General features: G+C 67.1%; 22 protein-coding genes, 1 tRNA gene and 1 pseudogene. 15 read left to right on the forward strand and 9 right to left on the reverse strand.

Features of this window, described 5'->3' with window-relative positions; all coding sequences use genetic code 11:
• Window positions 1-4: 4 nt before the first annotated feature.
• The 3 genes from ABZ827_RS12525 (at window position 5) to ABZ827_RS12535 (ending at window position 1,648) form a co-directional block, all read left to right on the forward strand.
• The gene (locus ABZ827_RS12525; protein WP_357236339.1) at window positions 5-232 is read left to right on the forward strand and encodes a hypothetical protein; all 228 of its coding nucleotides are present in this window, start codon (window positions 5-7) and stop codon (window positions 230-232) included.
• A 2-nt stretch (window positions 233-234) separates the two neighbouring features.
• Window positions 235-948, forward strand: a complete 714-nt coding sequence (locus ABZ827_RS12530; RefSeq protein ID WP_357236341.1) for a DUF2567 domain-containing protein — start codon at window positions 235-237, stop codon at window positions 946-948.
• Window positions 949-1,117: 169 nt separating this feature from the next.
• The gene (locus tag ABZ827_RS12535; protein WP_357236343.1) at window positions 1,118-1,648 is read left to right on the forward strand and encodes a DUF1353 domain-containing protein; all 531 of its coding nucleotides are present in this window, start codon (window positions 1,118-1,120) and stop codon (window positions 1,646-1,648) included.
• 49 nt (window positions 1,649-1,697) lie between these two features.
• Here ABZ827_RS12535 and ABZ827_RS12540 read toward each other — a convergent pair.
• Both ABZ827_RS12540 and ABZ827_RS12545 read right to left on the reverse strand, forming a co-directional pair.
• Window positions 1,698-1,768, reverse strand: a tRNA-Gln gene (locus tag ABZ827_RS12540).
• An 80-nt stretch (window positions 1,769-1,848) separates the two neighbouring features.
• Entirely contained in the window at window positions 1,849-2,595 is a 747-nt protein-coding gene (locus tag ABZ827_RS12545; protein ID WP_357236345.1) for an NUDIX domain-containing protein, read from the reverse strand.
• Between the two features lie 85 nt (window positions 2,596-2,680).
• Between ABZ827_RS12545 and nadA the strand changes: the two genes are divergently transcribed.
• From nadA to nadC, 3 genes are all read left to right on the forward strand, one after another.
• Window positions 2,681-3,727: a quinolinate synthase NadA gene (nadA, locus tag ABZ827_RS12550; protein ID WP_357236347.1), complete on the forward strand. Its 1,047-nt coding sequence runs from the start codon at window positions 2,681-2,683 to the stop codon at window positions 3,725-3,727.
• A 234-nt stretch (window positions 3,728-3,961) separates the two neighbouring features.
• Complete coding sequence (locus tag ABZ827_RS12555) at window positions 3,962-5,662, forward strand: L-aspartate oxidase (protein WP_357236349.1); 1,701 nt, start codon at window positions 3,962-3,964, stop codon at window positions 5,660-5,662.
• Between the two features lie 117 nt (window positions 5,663-5,779).
• A complete protein-coding gene (nadC, locus tag ABZ827_RS12560; RefSeq protein WP_357236351.1) occupies window positions 5,780-6,640 on the forward strand; it encodes a carboxylating nicotinate-nucleotide diphosphorylase in 861 nt (286 codons plus the stop codon).
• Between the two features lie 161 nt (window positions 6,641-6,801).
• On the opposite strand, the gene ABZ827_RS12565 is transcribed toward nadC, so the two are convergent.
• A complete protein-coding gene (locus ABZ827_RS12565; protein ID WP_357236353.1) occupies window positions 6,802-7,470 on the reverse strand; it encodes an L-2-amino-thiazoline-4-carboxylic acid hydrolase in 669 nt (222 codons plus the stop codon).
• A gap of 244 nt (window positions 7,471-7,714) precedes the next feature.
• Here ABZ827_RS12565 and ABZ827_RS12570 point away from each other — a divergent pair.
• The 6 genes and pseudogenes from ABZ827_RS12570 to ABZ827_RS12595 all read left to right on the forward strand — a co-directional run.
• A pseudogene (locus ABZ827_RS12570) lies at window positions 7,715-7,963 on the forward strand (nicotinate-nucleotide diphosphorylase (carboxylating)); the annotation flags it as partial.
• A gap of 92 nt (window positions 7,964-8,055) precedes the next feature.
• Window positions 8,056-8,295, forward strand: coding sequence for an AbrB/MazE/SpoVT family DNA-binding domain-containing protein (locus tag ABZ827_RS12575; RefSeq protein ID WP_357236355.1), 240 nt, complete (start codon window positions 8,056-8,058; stop codon window positions 8,293-8,295).
• Window positions 8,288-8,719: a type II toxin-antitoxin system VapC family toxin gene (locus tag ABZ827_RS12580; RefSeq protein ID WP_357236357.1), complete on the forward strand. Its 432-nt coding sequence runs from the start codon at window positions 8,288-8,290 to the stop codon at window positions 8,717-8,719. Before ABZ827_RS12575 ends, ABZ827_RS12580 begins: the two co-directional genes overlap by 8 nt.
• A gap of 203 nt (window positions 8,720-8,922) precedes the next feature.
• Window positions 8,923-9,522, forward strand: a complete 600-nt coding sequence (locus tag ABZ827_RS12585) for an AAA family ATPase (RefSeq protein WP_357236359.1) — start codon at window positions 8,923-8,925, stop codon at window positions 9,520-9,522.
• Between the two features lie 1,001 nt (window positions 9,523-10,523).
• Window positions 10,524-11,519, forward strand: coding sequence for a helix-turn-helix transcriptional regulator (locus tag ABZ827_RS12590; protein ID WP_357236361.1), 996 nt, complete (start codon window positions 10,524-10,526; stop codon window positions 11,517-11,519).
• 22 nt (window positions 11,520-11,541) lie between these two features.
• Complete coding sequence (locus tag ABZ827_RS12595; RefSeq protein ID WP_357236363.1) at window positions 11,542-12,471, forward strand: inositol monophosphatase family protein; 930 nt, start codon at window positions 11,542-11,544, stop codon at window positions 12,469-12,471.
• Between the two features lie 31 nt (window positions 12,472-12,502).
• On the opposite strand, the gene ABZ827_RS12600 is transcribed toward ABZ827_RS12595, so the two are convergent.
• The gene (locus ABZ827_RS12600; protein WP_357236365.1) at window positions 12,503-13,237 is read right to left on the reverse strand and encodes an ATP-binding cassette domain-containing protein; all 735 of its coding nucleotides are present in this window, start codon (window positions 13,235-13,237) and stop codon (window positions 12,503-12,505) included.
• A gap of 28 nt (window positions 13,238-13,265) precedes the next feature.
• Window positions 13,266-14,054 carry an SDR family oxidoreductase gene (locus ABZ827_RS12605; RefSeq protein ID WP_357236367.1) on the reverse strand — a complete coding sequence of 263 codons (789 nt, stop codon included), beginning with the start codon at window positions 14,052-14,054 and terminating at the stop codon, window positions 13,266-13,268.
• Window positions 14,055-14,113: 59 nt separating this feature from the next.
• Between ABZ827_RS12605 and ABZ827_RS12610 the strand changes: the two genes are divergently transcribed.
• Together ABZ827_RS12610 and ABZ827_RS12615 are read left to right on the forward strand one after the other, a co-directional pair.
• On the forward strand, window positions 14,114-14,482 hold the full coding sequence (locus ABZ827_RS12610; RefSeq protein ID WP_357236369.1) for a helix-turn-helix domain-containing protein: 369 nt from the start codon (window positions 14,114-14,116) through the stop codon (window positions 14,480-14,482).
• A gap of 143 nt (window positions 14,483-14,625) precedes the next feature.
• On the forward strand, window positions 14,626-15,489 hold the full coding sequence (locus tag ABZ827_RS12615) for an arylamine N-acetyltransferase (protein WP_357236371.1): 864 nt from the start codon (window positions 14,626-14,628) through the stop codon (window positions 15,487-15,489).
• 131 nt (window positions 15,490-15,620) lie between these two features.
• Here ABZ827_RS12615 and ABZ827_RS12620 read toward each other — a convergent pair whose 3' ends face one another.
• Both ABZ827_RS12620 and ABZ827_RS12625 read right to left on the reverse strand, forming a co-directional pair.
• The gene (locus ABZ827_RS12620) at window positions 15,621-16,259 is read right to left on the reverse strand and encodes a GNAT family N-acetyltransferase (RefSeq protein WP_357236373.1); all 639 of its coding nucleotides are present in this window, start codon (window positions 16,257-16,259) and stop codon (window positions 15,621-15,623) included.
• Between the two features lie 30 nt (window positions 16,260-16,289).
• Window positions 16,290-17,468 carry a winged helix DNA-binding domain-containing protein gene (locus ABZ827_RS12625; protein ID WP_357236375.1) on the reverse strand — a complete coding sequence of 393 codons (1,179 nt, stop codon included), beginning with the start codon at window positions 17,466-17,468 and terminating at the stop codon, window positions 16,290-16,292.
• A gap of 109 nt (window positions 17,469-17,577) precedes the next feature.
• On the opposite strand from ABZ827_RS12625, the gene ABZ827_RS12630 reads away from it, so the two are divergent.
• Window positions 17,578-18,552 carry a prolyl oligopeptidase family serine peptidase gene (locus ABZ827_RS12630; protein WP_357236377.1) on the forward strand — a complete coding sequence of 325 codons (975 nt, stop codon included), beginning with the start codon at window positions 17,578-17,580 and terminating at the stop codon, window positions 18,550-18,552.
• A gap of 185 nt (window positions 18,553-18,737) precedes the next feature.
• Here ABZ827_RS12630 and hisH read toward each other — a convergent pair whose 3' ends face one another.
• Together hisH and hisB are read right to left on the reverse strand one after the other, a co-directional pair.
• Window positions 18,738-19,370 carry an imidazole glycerol phosphate synthase subunit HisH gene (gene hisH, locus ABZ827_RS12635; RefSeq protein ID WP_357236654.1) on the reverse strand — a complete coding sequence of 211 codons (633 nt, stop codon included), beginning with the start codon at window positions 19,368-19,370 and terminating at the stop codon, window positions 18,738-18,740.
• Between the two features lie 86 nt (window positions 19,371-19,456).
• On the reverse strand, window positions 19,457-20,089 hold the full coding sequence (hisB, locus tag ABZ827_RS12640; protein WP_357236379.1) for an imidazoleglycerol-phosphate dehydratase HisB: 633 nt from the start codon (window positions 20,087-20,089) through the stop codon (window positions 19,457-19,459).
• Between the last annotated feature and the right edge of the window lies 1 nt (window position 20,090).

Genomic DNA, 20,090 nt, shown 5'->3' on the forward strand with positions numbered 1-20,090 from the left:
TCCCATGAGTACTGTCGGCGATATGGACGAGCGCTACAACCCGTTCACGGGCACCCGGATCGTGCCCGGGCACGACGAGCCGGCCTCCCGGGCCGTCGTACTGGGACTCGAACCACCGCGGTTCTGCGAGCACTGCGGCCGCCGGATGGTCGTGCAGGTCGACCCGGAGGCCTGGCGGGCCCAGTGCTCGCGGCACGGGGTCATCGATTCCGCGCGTCTGGAAAGGCGGTAGTGGTGCCAGGCGAGCGTGGCAGAGGCGTGCGCAAAGAGCTGCGGGCCGCCGCGGTTCTGTTCGGCGCGGTGATCCTGGCGAGCCTGTTCGCGGGTGTGGTCTGGGGTCTGCTGGCGCCGACCGAACTGCTGCTGGTGGTCGAACCCGGCCGCGGCGCGACCCTGGTGGGGGAGAGCCTGCACCGGTTCGACGCGCTGGCGATCTTCGCGGGCGCGGGCGGGGTGGTCGGCCTGCTCTCGGCGGCCGCGGCATGGCGGTGGCGGCGGATGCGCGGCCCGATCCAGCTCGTCGGCCTGCTGCTGGGTTCGGCGGCCGGGGCATGGGCGATGGCGTGGATCGGCGGGGTCGTCAACACCTGGGACAACCCGCGGCCCGACAATCCGCCGGTGGGGCAGATCGTGGCATTGCCTGTCGATCTGGAGAGCCCGCTCGCGCTGCTGACCCAGCCGTTGACCGCCGCGCTGGTCATCTTGATCCTGGCCGGGCTCAGCGCCACCGAGGATCTCGGCAGCGGATTCATGAGTCCTTTCGGGGAATCGCGTCCGCAGCCCTACGCCGACCCCGAACCCGGCGATGTCCCCCTTCACCCGGGACGCGCGAGCGATCGAGTGCCGGCGGGCGGCCCGGTCGAGCCCGGATCGCCGGCGGCATCCGAGGGCGCCTCGGTGTCGTCATCGCAGGATTCACCGCCGCCGGGGCCGAAACCGCCGGAGTAACGCGCGCTGACCCGGACCGGAAAACGGGGAACAGCAAAGGTTCTCGTAGGGTCGTCGGGTTCTCCTCCCGGCTGTCTCGCGGAGCGGGACCGGGTACCGCCCGGCGCGCGAACCCCGCCCGCCGGTCGTAGGCTGGGCGCGTTGCGCAGGACGACAGGGAGAAGATGGCGTGGGGTTCACCAGCTCGCTTGTGGTGGAGGAGATCGACGGGGAGTTCTGGAAGGTCCGGGAGCCGCTGATCTATGAGGGTGCGAACGAAACCTTCGAGGTCCCAGTGGACTTCCGCACCGATTTCGCCTCGGTGCCGCGTCCGTTCGTCTGGCTGATCCCGCGCTATGGGGTCTACACCCGGGCGGCCATCCTGCATGATTTCCTGTTGCGTACCGAACGGGTCGGCAAAGCCGATGCCGACGGTCTCTTCCGGCGGGCATTGCGCGAATGCGATGTATCGCGACCGCGGCGCTGGATGATGTGGACGGCGGTGCGGTTCGGGAGCCGGCTGGAGGGTATATCCCCGGCCGCGTTCGCGGTGTTCATGCTGGTCGCGGTGCTGTCCATCGTATTCTTGGCGATACCGACCGTCGTGGTCACAGTATTTCTGGTGCTGTTCTGGTTCATCGAGCTGATCGCCTGGGTGGTGGATCGGGGCGCGCCGCCGGAACGCCGGACGCGGGTTCCGCGGCCGCAGATGCGGACCTGAACGAAATTGCGCCCGGCGGATTTTCGTGGGCCGTCGGGCGACTACGTTGCTCGGGTACCAGGATTCGAACCTGGACTATCGGAATCAAAATCCGGTGAGCTGCCGTTACTCCATACCCGATCGGACGCGCCCTGGATACGGTAGCGCCGGAATGTCCGGAGAGCATTCAGTTTTCCGGCGCTGCGGCATGCGGCGACAGATCAGGTGCGGGGGCGCAGTGCCGCGAATTCGTCGGTGACCCGCAGCCCGGAGTCGGTGAAGCGGTAGACCGAGGCGGGGCGTCCGCCGGCGCGTCCCGGTGCGGCCGTATCGCCGGTGGGGGTGATGACCTTGCGGCGCGTCAGAACGCGCTGCAGGTTCGTTGTGTCGACATCGTAACCCAATGCCGCGCAGTAGATTTCGCGAAGGATCGACATGGTGAACCGGTCCGGCGCCAGTGCGAACGAAATATTGGTGTAGGACAGTTTCGCGGCCAGGCGGGTACGGGCATGGCGCACAACGGTTCCGTGGTCGAAGGACATCTCCGGGAGTGCGGACACCGGATGCCAGCGGGTATCGGAGGGCAGCCGCGGGTCGGCGGTCAGCGGCACCAGCCCGAGGTAGGCCGAGGCGATCCGGCGCGGCCCGGGCACGCGATCCGGGGCGCTGAACACCGAGAGTTGTTCGAGGTGGTCGACCTCCCGCACATCGACTTTCTCGGCGAGCTGGCGGCGGGCCGAGGTGTCCAGGTCCTCGTCGTTGCGTAACCGGCCCCCCGGTAGTGACCAGGTGCCCTGCTGTGGGTCGAGAGCGCGCTGCCACAGCAGTACCGCGAGCTCGCTGCGCTGCCCTGCCCGGCGGTCGGTTTTCCGGTTCCGACCGCTCTCACCTGCGGGTATATCGGCCGGGAAGCGGCGAACCTGGAACACCGCGGTGAGCGATTCATGGATGGTGCTAAACTGGTCCACGTTTTCGATCATAAGTCGAAAACCTGGTTGAGTGCTAATCGGCAGAGCTGCCGAGAGCGCGAAGGAAGGAGCGACCATGGCGACGATGGGATCAGAATTGGCCCCGGCGCCGGGTACCGCACTGCGGGAGCGGATCAGCGACGGGCCCTCGGGCTATACCGGAGTGGAGGCGACGCCGGAGTGGGCGGCCGAGGTGAAACGCCTGGCGCGGCAACGCAACGCGACGATTCTCGCGCACAATTACCAGCTGCCGGAGATCCAGGACGTGGCCGACCACGTGGGCGATTCGCTGGCGCTTTCCCGGATCGCGGCCGAGGCGCCCGAGGGCACGATCGTGTTCTGCGGGGTGCATTTCATGGCCGAAACAGCCAAGATCCTGAGCCCGGAGAAGACCGTGCTGATCCCCGACCAGCGGGCGGGCTGCTCACTGGCCGATTCGATCACCGCCGAGGACCTGCGCGACTGGAAGGCCGAGCATCCGGACGCGGTGGTGGTCTCCTATGTCAACACCACCGCCGCCGTGAAGGGGCTGACCGATATCTGCTGCACCTCGTCCAACGCCGTGGACGTGGTCGCCTCGATCGACCCCGCCCGCGAGGTGCTGTTCCTGCCCGACCAGTTCCTGGGCGCGCACGTCAAACGGGAAACCGGCCGCGAGAACATGCATATCTGGATGGGCGAATGCCACGTCCACGCCGGAATCAACGGTGACGAACTCAACGATCAGGCACGGGCCCACCCCGACGCCGAACTCTTCGTGCACCCGGAATGCGGCTGCGCGACCTCCGCGCTGTACCTGGCGGGCGAGGGTGAATTCCCGGCCGACCGGGTCCACATCCTGTCCACCGGCGGCATGATCGACGCGGCCCGCGCGGCGAAATCCAGCCAGGTGCTGGTCGCGACCGAGGTCGGCATGTTGCACCAGTTGCGCAAGGCCGCACCGGGTATCGATTTCCAGGCCGTGAACGATCGCGCCGCCTGCAAATACATGAAGATGATCACCCCGGCCGCGCTGCTGCGCTGCCTGGACGAGAATCGCGACGAGGTACATGTCGACCCGGAAACCGCGGCGCAGGCCCGTAATTCGGTCCAGCGCATGATCGAAATCGGTAATCCCGGCGGCGGGGAATGACGCTGCCGCACGGGCGATCGGGTGCTGGAGACGGCCGGTGACCGGCGAGCAGGTGAGCACGGGTGGCGGGCAGGTCGAGGCAATCCGTGGGGAAGTCCGGGCGGTCGGGGAGGTCCGACCGGCCGGTCACCGGATCGGCGCGGCCGCCCGCCGGGCCCGGTCGGCCGATATTCGGCCTGTGCTGCCGGCCGCGCCCTCGGCCCGTCGGTGATCCGCTGGACAGTGGAGGACACGATGATCGGTGAACGGTGGGATCCCGCGTGGGAAGAGCGCGCGGATCTGGTCGTGATCGGCGGCGGCGTCGCCGGGCTCACCGCGGCGCGCGCTGCCTCGCGCCGCGGTCTGCGGGTATTGATTCTGAGCAAGGGCGGGGCCGGCGATACCGCCACCCAATACGCGCAGGGCGGTATCGCCGTTGTCGCCCCGCGGGGTGATTCGGTGGACTCCCATGTCGCCGACACCCTCGCGGCAGGTGGCGGGTTGTGCGACCCCGGCGCGGTCCGGTCCATTGTGGAAGCCGGACCCGACGCGGTGGCCGCCCTCACCGATCTCGGCGCGGTCTTCGACCTCGGCCGCGACGGCCAGATCTCCCGGACCCGCGAAGGCGGGCACAGCACCCGCCGCATCATCCACGCCGGCGGCGACGCGACGGGCGCGGAAGTGCAGCGGGCGCTGTCGGCGGCGGGACTACCCGTACTGTTCGGGACCGCCGTACTCGAGGTCGTTGTCGACGCGGGCGAAGTACAGGGAGTGGTCGCCGTCTCCGGCCGCGGCCTGGGGTATGTGCACGCGCCGGCGGTGCTGCTGGCAACCGGTGGCCTCGGTCAGTTGTATGCGTTGAGCACCAACCCTTCCGGGGCGACGGCGGACGGGGTCGCACTGGCGTTGTGGGCGGGCGCGGTCGTGGCCGACCTCGAGTTCGTGCAATTCCATCCCACGGTCCTGTACACGCCGGGTGGCGCCGGGCGGCAGCCGCTGATCAGCGAGGCGGTCCGCGGCGAAGGCGCCGTCCTGGTCGATTCACGCGGCGCGCCGGTGACCGCCGGGGTGCATCCGCGCGGAGACCTGGCCCCGCGGGACGTGGTGTCCCGGGCGATCGCCGCGCGGATGCGGCAACTGGGCGACGACCACGTCTACCTCGACGCCCGGGGCGTCGCCGAGTTCATCCGCCGGTTCCCGACGATCACCGCCTCCTGCCGCGCCGCCGGAATCGATCCGCGCCGCGACCTGGTGCCGGTCGCGCCCGCCGCGCACTACCAGTGCGGGGGAGTGGTCACCGATCTGCACGGGCGCACAGGAGTTCCCGGACTGTACGCGGCCGGAGAGGTGGCGCGCACCGGATTGCACGGAGCGAACCGGCTGGCCTCCAACAGCCTGCTCGAGGGGCTGGTGATGGGGGAACGTGCGGGTCTGGCCGCGCTCGAGCGGCTGGGTGAACCGGCACGGGTCACCGTTTGGTCCGCGGGATCGCGGCCGGCTCTGCCGCGCGGCCGGGTCCAGCAGGCAATGACCGAGCACGCGGCGGTCGTCCGCGACGGGGCCGGTCTCGAACAGGCCGCACACGCCCTGGATACCGCGGTCGCGCAGGTCGCCGGGGAGCGTATGTCCGCCGGTGACCCCGGATACCGGAAACGAGCAGACCTGGTCGCGTGGTTCGAGGACGCCGCTCTCACGGTGACCGCGCGCGCGATGCTGTCGGCTGCCGCCGCGCGCACCGAGAGTCGCGGCTGCCATACCCGCGCCGACCATCCGGAGCCGGTCGCGAGCTCGGCCCGCCCGATCGTGGTGGGCTCGAACGGTATGGGCCGACCCGAAGTTATCGCCGAAAGCGCGGACACGCCCGGCGTAGTCGCCGACGGCGGAGAACAACCGCAGCGGGTTGCCGGTGTGCCATGCGGAATTGCTGACGCCACACCGCTGGCGGCGCCGTCGTGAGTTGCGGTCGGGCTCGGTGCCTCAGGAACTGTGCGCCGCGGCCGATGGTGCTTCGGACAGGGCTGATCGAATGATCGTCCGCCGCCGGGCGGCGGAATCGGATATGAGGAGTTGACAATGACTTTGGACGCCGGGCTGGACCGCGAGGCAATCCGCGGTCTCATCCGCACCGCCCTCGACGAGGACCTGCGGTACGGCCCCGATATCACCACCGCCGCCACGGTTCCCGCCGACGCCGCGGTGAAGGCCGCGGTCGTCGCCCGGCAGCCGGGCACGGTCGCGGGTATCGATATCGGCTTGCTGGTGCTGGACGAAGTGATCGGCACCGACAACTACGAGATCACCGAACGCGTCCCCGACGGCACCCGCATCGCGGCCGGAGACACCGCCTTCGGTGTCATCGCCCCCACCCGCGGCCTGCTCACCGCCGAACGCACCATGCTCAACCTGCTCTGCCACCTGTCCGGTATCGCCACCGCGACCGCGGCCTGGGTGGACGCGGTCGCCGGTACGCACTGCCGCATCCGGGACAGCCGCAAAACCCTGCCCGGCCTGCGCGCCCTGCAGAAGTACGCGGTACGGGCCGGCGGCGGCGTGAACCACCGGATGGGCCTGGGTGACGCGGCGCTCATCAAGGACAACCACGTGGTCGCCGCGGGTTCGGTGGTCGCGGCCCTGCGCGCGGTACGCGCCGCGGCCCCGGATATCGAATGCGAGGTAGAGGTCGACAACCTCGACCAACTCGACGCGGTCCTCGCCGAGAACGTGCAACTGGTCCTCCTGGACAATTTCCCCCTCTGGCAGACCCAGGCCGCCGTCCAGCGCCGCAACGCCCTGGCCCCGGACACGAAACTGGAATCCTCCGGAAGCCTGACCCTGGACGTGGCCGCCGACTACGCCCGTACCGGAGTCGACTACCTCGCCGTGGGTGCCTTGACCCACTCCGTTCGCGTACTCGATCTCGGCCTCGATATGTAGCGGCGGCAGGAAGATGAGCCGTGCTCTGATCACTCGTATCGGTCCGGCGGTTTCTCGCCCCCGATTGTGACCCCGACCGCGTCGCCGCCCGGCCGGCGTTCCAGTACACGGTTTCAGGTTTCAGGACGGGCCGCTTCACCCTGCATCAGTTCGGTCGGTTGCTACCGGGCCGACATGGGCGGGATCGAATCACGACTGGTTCGGCGGAATCGGAACGGGCAACTTCTCCCGCCGGTGCCGATCGTGCTCACGCGGTCGACTGTGAACCCATGGCGTGCCGGGGTTACCCCGTCCATCCAGTTGGCGTCGAACGCGCACAAGATCGGGGTGAGATAACCGGCCCCGTGGCCGACCAGCAACTCGTGGAAGAAACAGTGCTGCACGTCCGAGATGAATTCCGAGTCACTGTCGATCGGATGGGTGAATACGAACCGTGGGCCGAAGGACTCGGCCTCACGTTGGCGTGTGGTGGCCACCATCGCGGTGAACGGATCGTCGGAAGAGTCGAGAGCCGCCTCGGTTGCCTGGCGAGTGATATCGGCGAGCGGCTCCACGAGCGCGTGCTCGAGCAGGCCGCGGCGCTGCTCGAGATCGGGAACCCGCTCACGAAGGATCTGGTCGGCAGCGAGAAGAGCCATAGCAACGGCCATATTGGTCGCGGTAGGTCCATCATCGTCGAGGTGGCGATGTGACTGTCGGAGTTCGACGTGGCGCCGGTGCAACAACTCGCTCAGTTGTGGATCTCCGACTGTCGCGCTGACCGCATCGAAGAAGGGGGCGACCACAATATCGTTCTCGGAGTCGAGTCGGACATCACGAGGGGAGGTCATGGCATTCTCCAGGTGTTGGGCGCCACGTCGTCCCAGCAGCACACATGCTGTCGGGTCGACGCCTCCTCCACCACCTGCGGCGCTGACTATTGATTGCGAACAAAGGCTATCACCTCGACTTCGGGTCGACCCAGCGGAAGAACTCCAGCGCTGATCCGGCGAATTCGGCTCTGGCACAATAACGCGGATGCGAGCCCTCGATCTCGAAGATGCCTTCCGGCGGTATCTGGACCGCCACGGCCGCACCCTCGACCAACTCGACGCGGTCCTCGCCGAGAACGTGCAACTGGTCCTCCTGGACAATTTCCCCCTCCGGCAGACCCAGGCCGCCGTCCAGCGCCGCAGCGCCTTCGCCCCGGACATGAAACTGGAATCCTCCGGAAGCCTGACCCTGGACGTGGCCGCCGACTACGCCCGCACCGGAGTCGACTACCTCGCCGTGGGTGCCTTGACCCACTCAGTACGCGTACTCGACCTCGGCCTCGATATGTAGTGGCGGCACAAGCAGAAGACAGGTTGGGTAGCGGGGGGCACGCCCCGCCGCTACCATCTATTAGATGGTCACCTAATAGAACGGAGCGGGCCTTGCGATTGAATGGCAACGGGCAGGTCACCATCCCAGCTGACCTACGTGCCCGCTATAACCTCCGCGAGGGCGATGAGCTCGATGTGATCGATGAAGGTGGCGTGCTACGCATCGTGGTGCGGACCGGTGACGACAGCCCGGGAGAGCGGATGGTCGAGCATCTGCGTCGGCATCGCTTCACCAACCCGGATATCGTCGGCCTCAGCACCGACGAAATCATGGCGCTGTTGCGTGACTGAACCGGTCACGTCGCTGACTCCCGCGACGCTCATCGACTCGTGCGTGCTCATCGACGTCCTGGACGGCGACCCCACCTGGAGCTCATGGTCTGAACGGGAGCTGGTAGCGGCGCGAAATCGTGGTCGCGTAGTGATCAACCCGCTGATCTATTCCGAGGTGTCGATCGGGTACGCGACAAAAGAGGAACTGGAACAGGCGCTTCCGGCGGCGGTCTTCGACCGGGAGCCGTTGCCTTGGGATGCGGGTTTTCTCGCCGCCCGGGCTTTCCGGGCCTACCGCCGCAACGGGGGTGACCGGCGGTCGCCCCTGCCGGACTTCTATATCGGCGCACATGCCGCGGTGGCGGGTTACCGGCTGCTGACTCGGGACGCCGCCCGGTTCCGGTCGTACTTCCCCAGGCTGCCGGTCATCGCACCGCAGTGATACGGCGCCCGGACCCGGTCCGCAGCGGATGACTGCATCCGCCAGGCCCAGTTGTAGGCCCGAGTATTACCCGATGGCTTTCTGCGCGACCCGGGAATCCTCACGGTCGACGGCGGCGAAGCTCGGGTCGCGGGAATCGAAACTCGGCCACGACCCGACGCTCTTGCCGCTGGTTTCCGGCCAGCTGCGACACCATGAAAGCCATGGACGATCCCACCAACGTGCTCGCAGCACTCGACCATGCGACCGAGGTTGCGCCCGGCCAGGTCATTCTTCTCAATGGGGTGTCCAGTTCGGGCAAGTCGAGCATCGCGCGGCGGCTGCTGATCGACCTCGACCGACCCTTCTTCCATATGAGCGTCGACATGATCGGCGCGATGCGATCGGAAATCCGCACCCACGAACTCGATGGCACCGCACTCGCCGAAGTCCTCCGGCGAACCCGAGCAGGTTTCCATCGAGCAGTCGTTGCTATGGCATCGGCAGGCAACGACGTCGTCATGGATCACGTCCTCAGCGAACCGTGGCGGCTTCGCGATTGCCTGACCGTCACGACCGGCATCGACGTGGTCTTCATCGGCGTCCACTATTCCCTCGATGAACTACAGCGTCGTGAACAGCAGCGCGGCGACCGCCCGACCGGCACAGCAGTCGAACAGATCGGCTCGGTCCACGCCCACGGGATCTATGACCTCGAAGTCGACACCAGCACCGACAGCGTCGAGGCTTGCTCCGCCCAGATCACAACATACGTCGGCCGAGGACCATCTCCCCGAGCATTCGACCGGCTCCGCGCAGCGTGAAACGCTGACTCGCGTCAACAATCCGGCAGATTCCCTTCCGCGCGCTCGGGTGTCAGGATCGGCGGGTACCGGCCCTGGTCCACGATTCGGATTGTGCACCATGGGCAGCTCCCTCCTCTGTGTTCGGTGATCCGCCCGTCGGCCACGGAGACAAGACCGGTGCAACCGCCCGGGCAGTTGATCGCTCGAATCGGTCCTGTCGGATGTCCGCCGGTCCGCAACACGATCCGCAGCTGCCGGGTGGTGATGTACGGTTCGCACCCGCAGACCGGGATCGCCTCGGCCACTTGCACGTCTACCCATGGGCAGGAGCCGGGAATATTCCGGAAATGAAAAGCGATCCGTCCGGCCACAACTGGCGCACTGTGCGAAGACAGAAGTTGGACTCCGGGCAGCGCACGAGCAGCATTCCGCCCGAATACCGAGCCGGGCCCAGCATATGCTTGATGATCCACGGACCGGTGTGGTGCTCGCATACGGTTTCACCGGCCACGGTGCACCTCGCTCGGGTGGGATTCGCGCCATCGGGCGATGACTCCGTCGATTTCGCGTTGCAGCCGTGCGATATCGCTCGGTTCCGGACGGATCGAAGAGGTGGCGCGATCTCTGTCGTGGTGTGCGGAGCGTTCCATAGGCGATGACCCCCATGCTGGTTGATCCTGTGTCCCAATGACGCTCGCATTCCCGGCGGGTGCTCGGCACCTGCCTGGCGGTGCGTCGACGCACCGGTCTCGAGGTCTCGCTGAACTGGGGGTTTTCCGGCAATACCCTGACGTTGCCCATCGTGATGGGTAATCTCGGTCCGTCGATACCGTTCCGGATGTGGAGGGTTGAGGGCTGTGGGGGTTTCAGCGACACCGAGAAAAGGGCGTTCTGGACCGAACCCCGGATTCAATCCGCAGGCCCGGGGCCGTGAGATGGCCGCTCTGGGCAAAAGGCTGTGGGCCGAGCTGAGATCGGTGGCGGGCGCGGCTACGGAACTGATGGCCAGGTATCCGGATGTGCCGAGTCTTCAGGCCTACCGATACGCCGCAGGTCTCTCTCAGGACCAGGCCGCCGAGCGTTACAACGAGGTCACCGGCAACCAGACGAGTCTGGGTGGAACATCCATAAACGCTTGGGAGGCTTGGGCTCGTGGCCGCGGACGCGGATCACCACCGTCCATATCAAGTGTGCTGATCCTGTGTGCCGCGTACGGCCGGGGACCGCTCGGCGCGGCGGAGGAGCAGATATCACCGACCGAACTGGTCGCAGAAGCCTACGAACGATTGCCGATCGAAGACCAGCTGTCCCTCAAACAGTTCACCTCCACCCCGCAGTCGGGTACAGGGCAGACCCCAACGCGAGTTACTTCGGAATCCCAACCGGCCACAGCGTCAGGTGGATCCATGGCGCAGGTAGGTCACGAGTTCAGCTTGGCGGTGCCCACCGTCGAATACGGCAACCCCGAAGTCATCGCGTTCACCTTGCCGAATCCCGAGCCGGGCAGACTTCTGGACTTGACCTGGGAGACATTCGGGTACGGCGTGGAGCGCTTGGCGTCGCAGATCAAGAATGTCGGACGACGATTGGACGTGGACGTATGCCTCGGTGTCAACGAGGCCGGTCTTGTCATGGCATCCTTCTTGGCATCCGGCAGCTTCGCACGGTGCAAAATCGGCTATCTACGCTGCAATAAGGTGCGGGACGGGATCGAACTGGATGATGCTTCGTACTTTCCACCGGGCGAAGGCGCGACCAGCATCCTCATCTGCGATTTCGAGGTGAAACATGCCGACGTCATCGGATACCTCACCCGGCGGGTACGTGCGCTGTACCCGCAGGCCGACCTGTACTTCGCAGTGTTCGGTGCCATGACCAAGAGCCTGGACCTGCGGGTGAAGAGTTTCGACGATCTGACTGGGGCGGCAATCATGCACGCCGCCGACCTCGAGGCGGTATTCATTGCCGCCACAATGAGTCCGCCAGGAATCGAGCCACCATTGGAGTTGCGATGACCGATCAGGAATGTGACCGCTTGTGAGCGGCGGAGGTGCGATCCCCGAACTTGCCCAGCGCCTCGTCGGTCTCGTCCGCCGGCTGATGATCGAAGTTCGTCCGCGGCTGATCGGAGCCGCGTTGTCCGGGCGGCGCGCGGAGAACGAGAACCTACGTCACCAGGACAACTTCCTGTCCGACTACGACCTGTGGATGCACCGGCGGTACAAGGATCTGCTGACCGAGCTCATACCTTCGTTCATCTACGCGTCCGAGGAAGCCGATCCCGAGCTCGTCGGTGACGACCCGGACCCGGACCTCTGTGTGCTCGTCGATCCGCTCGACACCAGCGAGCTCGCCGTGCGGGCTCTGCACGGCTACACCCACATCCTCATCTACTCCCGCGCGCTGGCCAGGCCGATCGTCGCCGTTGTCGGAGATATCTTCCACCATGTCCAGGCGTACGTTGCCGCCAGAGACGCTGCGGGCGACGATATTGCCTTCCTGATCACCGCTGACGGTGCCGAGCACCGCTTGGCTCAGCCTTCGCCGCCGAGTCTGTCCGAGGCGCTGGTCACCAATTATTTGATGCGCCCTGAACAGCGGTTCCGGCCGCTCGCTCGGCAAAGCGACTTCATCGACGCGTTGAGTGCGGTTTCCGGTGCGGGGAAAGCGAAGGGTCGTATCGGTGTGGACTTCGGGTCCGTCGGCCTGTGCCACGTGGCAGCCGGCTTCTCTGACGCAATGGTCGAATTCGCGAAAGGCTTCGCGGTCTGGGACCTGTCCCCGGGGCACTACATCCTGTATTCGGCCGGCGGAACCGTCACGGACCTGTACGGCACGCTACTGCCACTGGACTGCGGTCTGGGATCGATGGAAACCATCAATCGAGCTATGGGCCGGCGTCAGAAGTTCATTGCCGCAGGGAATTCCGCGCTGGCAGGAGAAATCCGAAAGACCTTGCATATATGACCAATAGCCCGCATGGCACGGACTGATCCGGTCAGTGGCCTGATTCGATAATGGCTCGCACGTATGGGTCCGGGGAATCGGACAGCTCTGCTGTCGAACCGGCGGCGAGGATTCGGCCCTCGTGCATTATCACCATCCGGTCGGCGAAGCCGCCGGTGGTCAGCATCCGCACATCGTTACTGATGGTGAGGACCGCGGCACCGGAATCGGCATACTCTCGCAAGGACTTCCACACGTGATACGCCGTCTCCATATCGAGGGATGCGGCGGGTCCGTCCGCGATGAGGACGGGCGGTGCGGGTAGGAGTGCCGCGGCGAGTGCGGCGCGTTGAATCTGACCGCCGGAGTTCTGCTGGGGCAGCAGGTCCAGGGCGTACTCCGGGTAGTGGGCTGCTGCGCACGCTCGCTCGACACTCCAGGCCCGGTGGTGCCGTTCCAATTTGCGCAGTTGTGCGCCGACGGTCTCCGCGGAATCGAACGCGGTAACGCCCTCCTGGGGCACGTAGCCGACGATGTGGCCGCGTAGTCGGGGCCACTGCTGATCGTGGACGACCTCGTCATTGATCAGGACCTGCCCCTGGACCTGCGCTGCGGCGGGCAATTGTCCTGTCAGGGCCGATGCTGCCATTGTCTTGCCGGCGCCAGGGCCGCCGAGCACGGCGGTGATCCGGCCGCGTGGCACGATCAGATCCACAGCGTCGAGAACGGTTTCGCTCCATCGGCCGGTGTCGATACGAACTGTGAGGGAACGTAGTTCAGCGGTCATGCGCGAGCTTTCGGGGCGTCGGATCTTGTCAAGGCAGCATAGTGGCTGCCTCGGGAGGTAGACGGGAGTCGCCGAGGTAGTCGTGTCCTCCGACGTAGAAGGTGTGTCCGGAGGGGACAGGGGCGTCGACGGCCCGGACGATGGCGCCGGCGAATTGATCGAGGGTCGGGAGGGGGCCGCCGGTGCGGCGGGTGGCAACGGCCTCGGGGTCGCGCCGCTCGAGGAGTCGGACGATGATCGTGCCGTCGATCATATCGCCGGAGACGACCACGAAGCCGACCCCGCGGGCGTTGAAATCCGGGATGAGGGCTCGTAGCGCGTGCTCGCCCGCGCGTTTACCGGCGGCGACCGGCCCGTATCCCTGGGGCAGCGGTCCGCCTTCGAGGTGGAAATGCGCTTGATGGCTGGTGACGAAGACGATCCGACCGCCGGCCGGGATTAGTGGCAGGGCGGATGTGGCCAAGCGGACTTGCGAGTCCCGGTTGAGCCGGAGGGCGTATCCGGGGTCGACGGTGCGTTCCAGACCGCCGGACGCGTTCAGCACCAGTGCGTCCAACCGGCCGAATTCGTCGCGGATGTGGTCGAGCATGGTGGCGGTCTCGGCGGCGTCGGATAGATCCGCGCCGATCGCCGAGGCGCTTCCGCCCGCGGAGGCGATGTCCTCGACGACGGTCAGGGCCCGTTTGAGCTTCTCCCGGTAATTGACCACGACATGGGTATCCGGTGCGGCGAGGCGTAGGGCTGTCGCCGCGCCGACTCCGCGAGAAGCGCCTGTCACCAGCACGATCCGTCGTCCGCTCAGGTCCGGTCGGTCCATGGGTAACTCCTCCCATCTGCACGGTGCTTCTAATCGAGAACCAACTATGGTGCTTCGAAATGAGAAGCGCAAATGGTGCGCCCCGTGGGGCGAGTGGCGGCGACGACGCCCACGGCTCGATCCTGGCGGCAATCGACCTCCTGGGGCAGCGGTGGATGCTGCGGGTCGTATGGGAGCTCGAACCGGGACCGCTCGGTTTTCTGGAGTTGCGCCGCAGAATGGGCAACTGCTCCTCGAGCATGCTGTCGAATCGACTGCAGCAGTTGCAGGCCGCGGGGCTGGTGGAAAAACATGGGCCGAAAGGCGCCTATGAACTCACAACGGCGGGGGTCGGTCTCAGTGAAGGCCTGCAACCGCTGTGGGACTGGTCCGAGTCCTGGGCGCGCGGTGACTCCGGCGGTGTATGGACGCGAGGCAACGCGAAATAACGCGGAACGTCGATCGGCCCGGGGAGTGCTACCCCGCCGCGGCGTCGCAGGTCGAATCGCTGATCGCGTCGGTGTACGGTCGCGGAACATTTGCCGTGCGGAGTGGGTTACTCGGGACGACCCCCGGTGAAACGAGGAGTGCGATGCCGAAGCCTGCGGACGAGGCCTACCACTGGAACGGCGGTGACCTGGACCTGGACCTGTATCTGACGCGGATCGGATACACCGGGCCGCGCACCCCCACCGTGTCCGCGTTGCGAGCGCTGGTCGCCGCCCACACCACCGCCATACCGTTCGAGAACTTGGAAGCGGTACTGGGCCGCCCGGTGCCGCTGGATCTGGAAACGTTGCAGGACAAGCTGTTGCGGCAACGGCGCGGGGGCTACTGCTATGAGAACGTCGTCGTGTTCGCGGCGGCGCTGGAGCGGTTCGGGTTCGGGGTCACCGGGCTCGCTGGGCGGGTGACGATGGGTTCGGGTGGGTTGCGACCGGCTACCCATGCGCTGCTCCGGGTCACCGCCGCCGACGACGAGCGGGTGTGGCTGGTCGACGTGGGGTTTGGGAGCGGCCCGGCGGAACCGTACGCGCTGGTCGACAGCCCGGAAGAGTTCACGCTCGGGGAGTGGCGGTTCCGGCTCGTACGGGAGTACGGCGAGCTGGAGACCGAGCAGTGGGTACTGCATCAGTTCGCCGGGCAGGGGTGGGTGGACCGCTACGCCTTCACGCTCGCGCCGCAGTACCGGGTGGACTACGAGGTCGGCAACCATTTCGTCGCGACATCACCCCGGTCACCGTTCACTCAGCGGCCGTTCGTCCAGCGTTTCCTCCCGGACGTTCACCACATACTCGACGGCCGCACCCTGACCACGGAACACCCCGACGGTTCCAGCCGGTCGCGGGAGCTGGACCTCGCGGAGTTGCCGGAGACGCTGGCGAAGGTGTTCGATATCGAACTGCCCGGCGATGATCTCGCGGCGCTGATTCGCGCACCGTGGGCAACGACCTGACCGCGTCCTGTCCGCGGCCGGACGACGCACCCTCGTCACGCTGCTGGGCCCGATGTCCGACGATTACGCGGCCCGAGCGACCGGGACGGAGCTGATATCCGGATCGGAAGTCGCCCGGGCCGGGGAACCGGTCAGAAGCTCTGGACCATGGTCCGTTGGTGGACCCGTTCCCCCAGGTAGCGCATCCCCGGCACCGCAGGTGTCGGGCCGTGTGCGGTGAAACCCATGCGTCCGAAGAACCTGACCGCCCGGGTGTTCTCGACCAGGGTCTGGAGGTGGCAACCGGGCGAACCCGCCACCCGGAGTCGTACGAACCATCGCTCCATCAGCCCGTCGGCGGCGCCGGTGCCGCGCGCCTCGGGCGCGACGTTGATATGCAGGTGCGCGGGCCAGCGTGGATCGTGTATTTCTCCGGCGGACGGTGCGCGGCGTAGTGCCGCACCGGCGGCGTCGAGCGCACTGCGCGCGAAAAAGGCGGCGGGGCGGCGGCGCAGGATCAGGCGGTGCGCGCGAACGGCCTTGTCGATCCGGTCGTTCTCGCTCGGGAACGCCGCGGTGTCCACGCATCCGGTGAGATAGCCGAGCAGTTCGCCGTCGGCTTCGGCGAGGTACAGCGACTCGGGCTCGAGATCCATATACGGCTCGAGGTAGATCTGCGCCTCGGATTCCGGATGCCCCCAGAGGGTTTCGGTCGGTGATCCTCGGCCCGCCCGGGTGAACAGTCGCCGCAACGCGAGGCGATCCTCTTCGCGGAAGGTCCGAATACGCATATCGGACAATCTACGCGTACGCGGCGGCGATCACGCGGTGAGCTCCCGCTCCACGGGGGTTCGGAAACGGGGTATCGGACGGATATCTCCGTACCAGCCCGCGGCGCGTTCGGCCTCGGCGGCGACGAGTGCGCGGGCGTCGGCGCCGATATCCTCGAGCAGCCGGGTCACGATCTCGCCGTCCTTACGCTGGGCCCAGCCGCCGACGATCCGGCCGTCGTACCAGATGCTCGGCCCGATATTGCCGCTGCGATCGAACAGCTGCGGCCGGTGTTCGCCCAGGTACCAGTCGCGTGCTTGCCAGCCCATCGGGGTGGGATCCAGAGCGGGCAGCAGGGCGGCCCACGGTTGCGGCGCGGCGACGGGTTCGAGATCGTCGGCGAGCAGGATCCCGGGGGTGCCGTCGAGATCGACTTCGACGGTCTCCAGCCCGGCCAGCGCCTTGCGAACCTGAGCGAGGGGCCAGCCCGTCCACCATTTGATATCCCCGATCGGTGCCGGGCCGAAGGAGCGCAGCCATTGCCGGACCAGTTCGGTGCGGGCCTCCTCGGCACCGAGTTCATCGATTCGCGCCGGGAGCCAGGATTCGACAGGCGCCCAGGAGTACTGGCTGCTCGACCAGCTGCCGTTGGGACGTGCGCGGATGATCCGGCCCTCGGTACCGAGCAGGACCAGAACCCAGCTGGTGATACCGGTGGGCCGGGAGTAGGACTTCTCCGGGTTCGTATTGATCTGGGTGCGTAGTGCCGGAACATCCTTGCTCAACTGGGCGCCGGTGGCGCTGCCCCGGGCCAGCAGCGCGCGATGGGTGTCCTCGGCGACGGCGGCCAGCCAGGCCTCCGGGTCGTCACCGCCGATACCGGCCTGCGACAGGAACTTCGCGTAGGTGCGTCGTTGTCTGTGGGCGAGATCGGTGGCGCAGGAGGCGTGCAGGACCGGCGCCAGTTCGACCGGTGCCACGAACATGGTGCGGCGCATTGCGAGCATGCGCAGCAGTGTCCGGTCTTCGTACAGTGCTTGCTCGACCTGCGCGGGACCGAGCCCGTGACCCCGGGCGGCGACCGACAGGTGCACTGTCGCCGGGTCGGTGGCATGGAGGACGACCACCGAACGCGCGATCTCGGTGACGTCCGTGCCGCGGTGCTCGGCCGCCAGCCGATGCCGGACCCCGAGCCGGGCTCGCCGCTGCGCGGTGGTGAAGCTGTACATGCCACGGATGCTAACGGTGGGCTCCGACAGCCACCGCGCCGCGCGCGAATTGCCGACCGGCCCAGCCAGGTTCCCGCTCCGGAGGGCCCGGACGTGGAATATTCGAGCTATGAGCAGACGCGCGTTGAGTTATCTGGCCGGGTTGCTGCTACCCGTATTGACAGCGACCCTGCTCGCCGCCGCGCCCGCGGCCGCGACCCAGGCCTGCGCGGTGCAGACGCGCCCGATCGCCGTACAGGTCGACGGTGAACAGGCCACCGGTCTGCTCTTCGAACCACACGGCTGCGCTGTCGGCAACGCACTGGTGGTCACCGCGCACGGGCACAAAGCGTCCGCGTCGCAGTATTCGGAATACCTCGTCTCGATCGCCGCGCGCACCGGGACCCCGATCCTGTCGATGGATATGCGTGGTAGCCAACAGTGGCCGACCGGGGAATGGAATCTGTGGGCCGGCTGGCGTGATCTGGTGGCGGGCACCCAGTGGTACAAGGGCACGCATCCGGGGGTCGCCCGGACCGTGCTGTGGGGGTGGAGCCAGGGGGCCATGACCTCCGGATTGGCGGCCGCCTACGGCCCGGCCGGACTGTTCGACTACTGGGTCGACACCTTCGGCCCGTCGGATCTGTTCACCCACTTCCAGGGCCCCGCGGCCGACTTTCCCGCGCTACAGGCACAAATACAGCGTGATGCCGGGGGATGCGTGCCGCTCACCTGCCCTCTCGCCTACGCGGAACGTTCCCCGGCCCTGCAAGCCGGGCGGATGAACATCCGGCACGCCTTCCTCGTCCACGGCACCGCCGACGAGGTGGTCCCGTACTCGGCCAGTATGCAGATGCGCGCCGCCCTCATGCTCGCCGGGAAACCCAGCACGATGTACTCCATTGTCAGCGGGCGCACCCTGGACGGCGTGGTCGAACCGGGCCGGCACAATGTCGGCCCCGCGTTGTTCGAGGCGGGCTGTGTGGTCGAACGTCTGGTTCTGGGCACCGAACCACTCGGCACCAACCGCGACTACCTGGTCGATGTCGCGACGGGGGTGGTCGCCGCGCCGCCCGCCCCGCCGAACGCCAAATGCGCGGCATAGCGCGTCCGCGCGCAAGCATGACGCGAATCTGATGGAAACGCTCGGCGAGCTGGAGCTGGTGCCGGTGCGGCCGGGCGCGGGGCGACCGGTGAGGGGCACTCACGCCGATCTGACCAGCCGGTCGACCCCATTCGGTTCTGCTCGGAACATCGGCGGGTGACGCTCATCGAGAGCCGGTGGCCGCTTCAGAGGGATTTCACCCAGTTGGACAGCAGTTGGGCACCGGCGTCACCCGATTTCTCCGGATGGAACTGGGTGGCCGAGAGCGCGCCGTTCTCGACCGCGGCGAGAAAGCGGCCGCCGTGTTCGGTCCAGGTGAGTTTCGGCGCGGCGAGATGGTCGCTGGGTGGGAGGTCCCAGGACCGGGCGGCATAGGTGTGCACGAAATAGAAGCGGGTGCCCGGGTCCATACCGGCGAACAACACGCTGTCCTGGGGTGCGTCGACGGTGTTCCAGCCCATATGCGGCAGCACCGGTGCCTCGAGCTTGTCGACGGTGCCGGGCCATTCCCCGCAACCCTCGGTCTCCACGCCGAACTCCACCCCGCGTTCGAACAGGATCTGCATACCCACGCAGATCCCCAGCACCGGCCGCCCGCCGGCCAGCCGCTGGCCGATGATGCGGTCGCCGCGGACCTCCAGCAGGCCCGCCATACAGGCCGCGAAGGCGCCGACCCCGGGGACGACGAGACCGTCGGCCGCGAGGGCGGCTTTATGGTCGGCGGTCACCTCGACCTGCGCGCCGGCCCGCACCAGGGCCCGTTCGGCGGAGTGCAGGTTGCCGGAGCCGTAGTCCAGCAGAACCACTGAGGTCACGATGCTTCCTTCATAGACGGTGCATACGGTTCGCGGAGGTAGGGAACATCACGTGGCCGACGGGGCGGCGAAGGTGCCGCGATATCCCGTCACAGCGCACCTTTTGTCGACGGAACACCGTGTACCCGCGGGTCGGGTTCTACCGCCGCGCGCAGGGCCCGGGCCACCGCCTTGTATTCGGCCTCGGTGACATGATGCTGGTCGCGGCCGTAGAGCACCCGGACGTGCAGTGCGATACGGGCGTTGAGCGCGATGGATTCGAAGACGTGGCGATTGAGCACCGTCGAATACGGGGCACCGGGGTCGTTGCGGCCGCGTACCGGCGCGCCGGGGATCACGGCGTGCAGCAGGTGGTCGGGTTCGCCGGTGTGTACGCAATAGGGCCGGCCGGAGACGTCGACGGCGGCGTGCGCCAGCGTCTCGTCCATCGGGATATAGGCGTCACCGAACCGGCGGATGCCTTTCTTGTCGCCCAGTGCCTGACCCAGCGCCTGCCCGAAAACGATCGCGGTGTCCTCGACCGTATGGTGCGCCTCGATCTCGATATCGCCGTCGGCGCGCACGGTCAGGTCGAAACTGGCGTGGCTGCCGAGCGCGGTGAGCATATGGTCGTAGAAGGGGACGCCGGTGGAGATATCGGTATGCCCGGTACCGTCGAGGTTCAGTTCCACCACGATGCTGGATTCCTTGGTGGTGCGCTCCACTCGCGCGGTTCGGTTCATA

Source organism: Nocardia sp. NPDC019395, from assembly GCF_040632335.1.
Taxonomy (GTDB): Bacteria; Actinomycetota; Actinomycetes; order Mycobacteriales; family Mycobacteriaceae; genus Nocardia.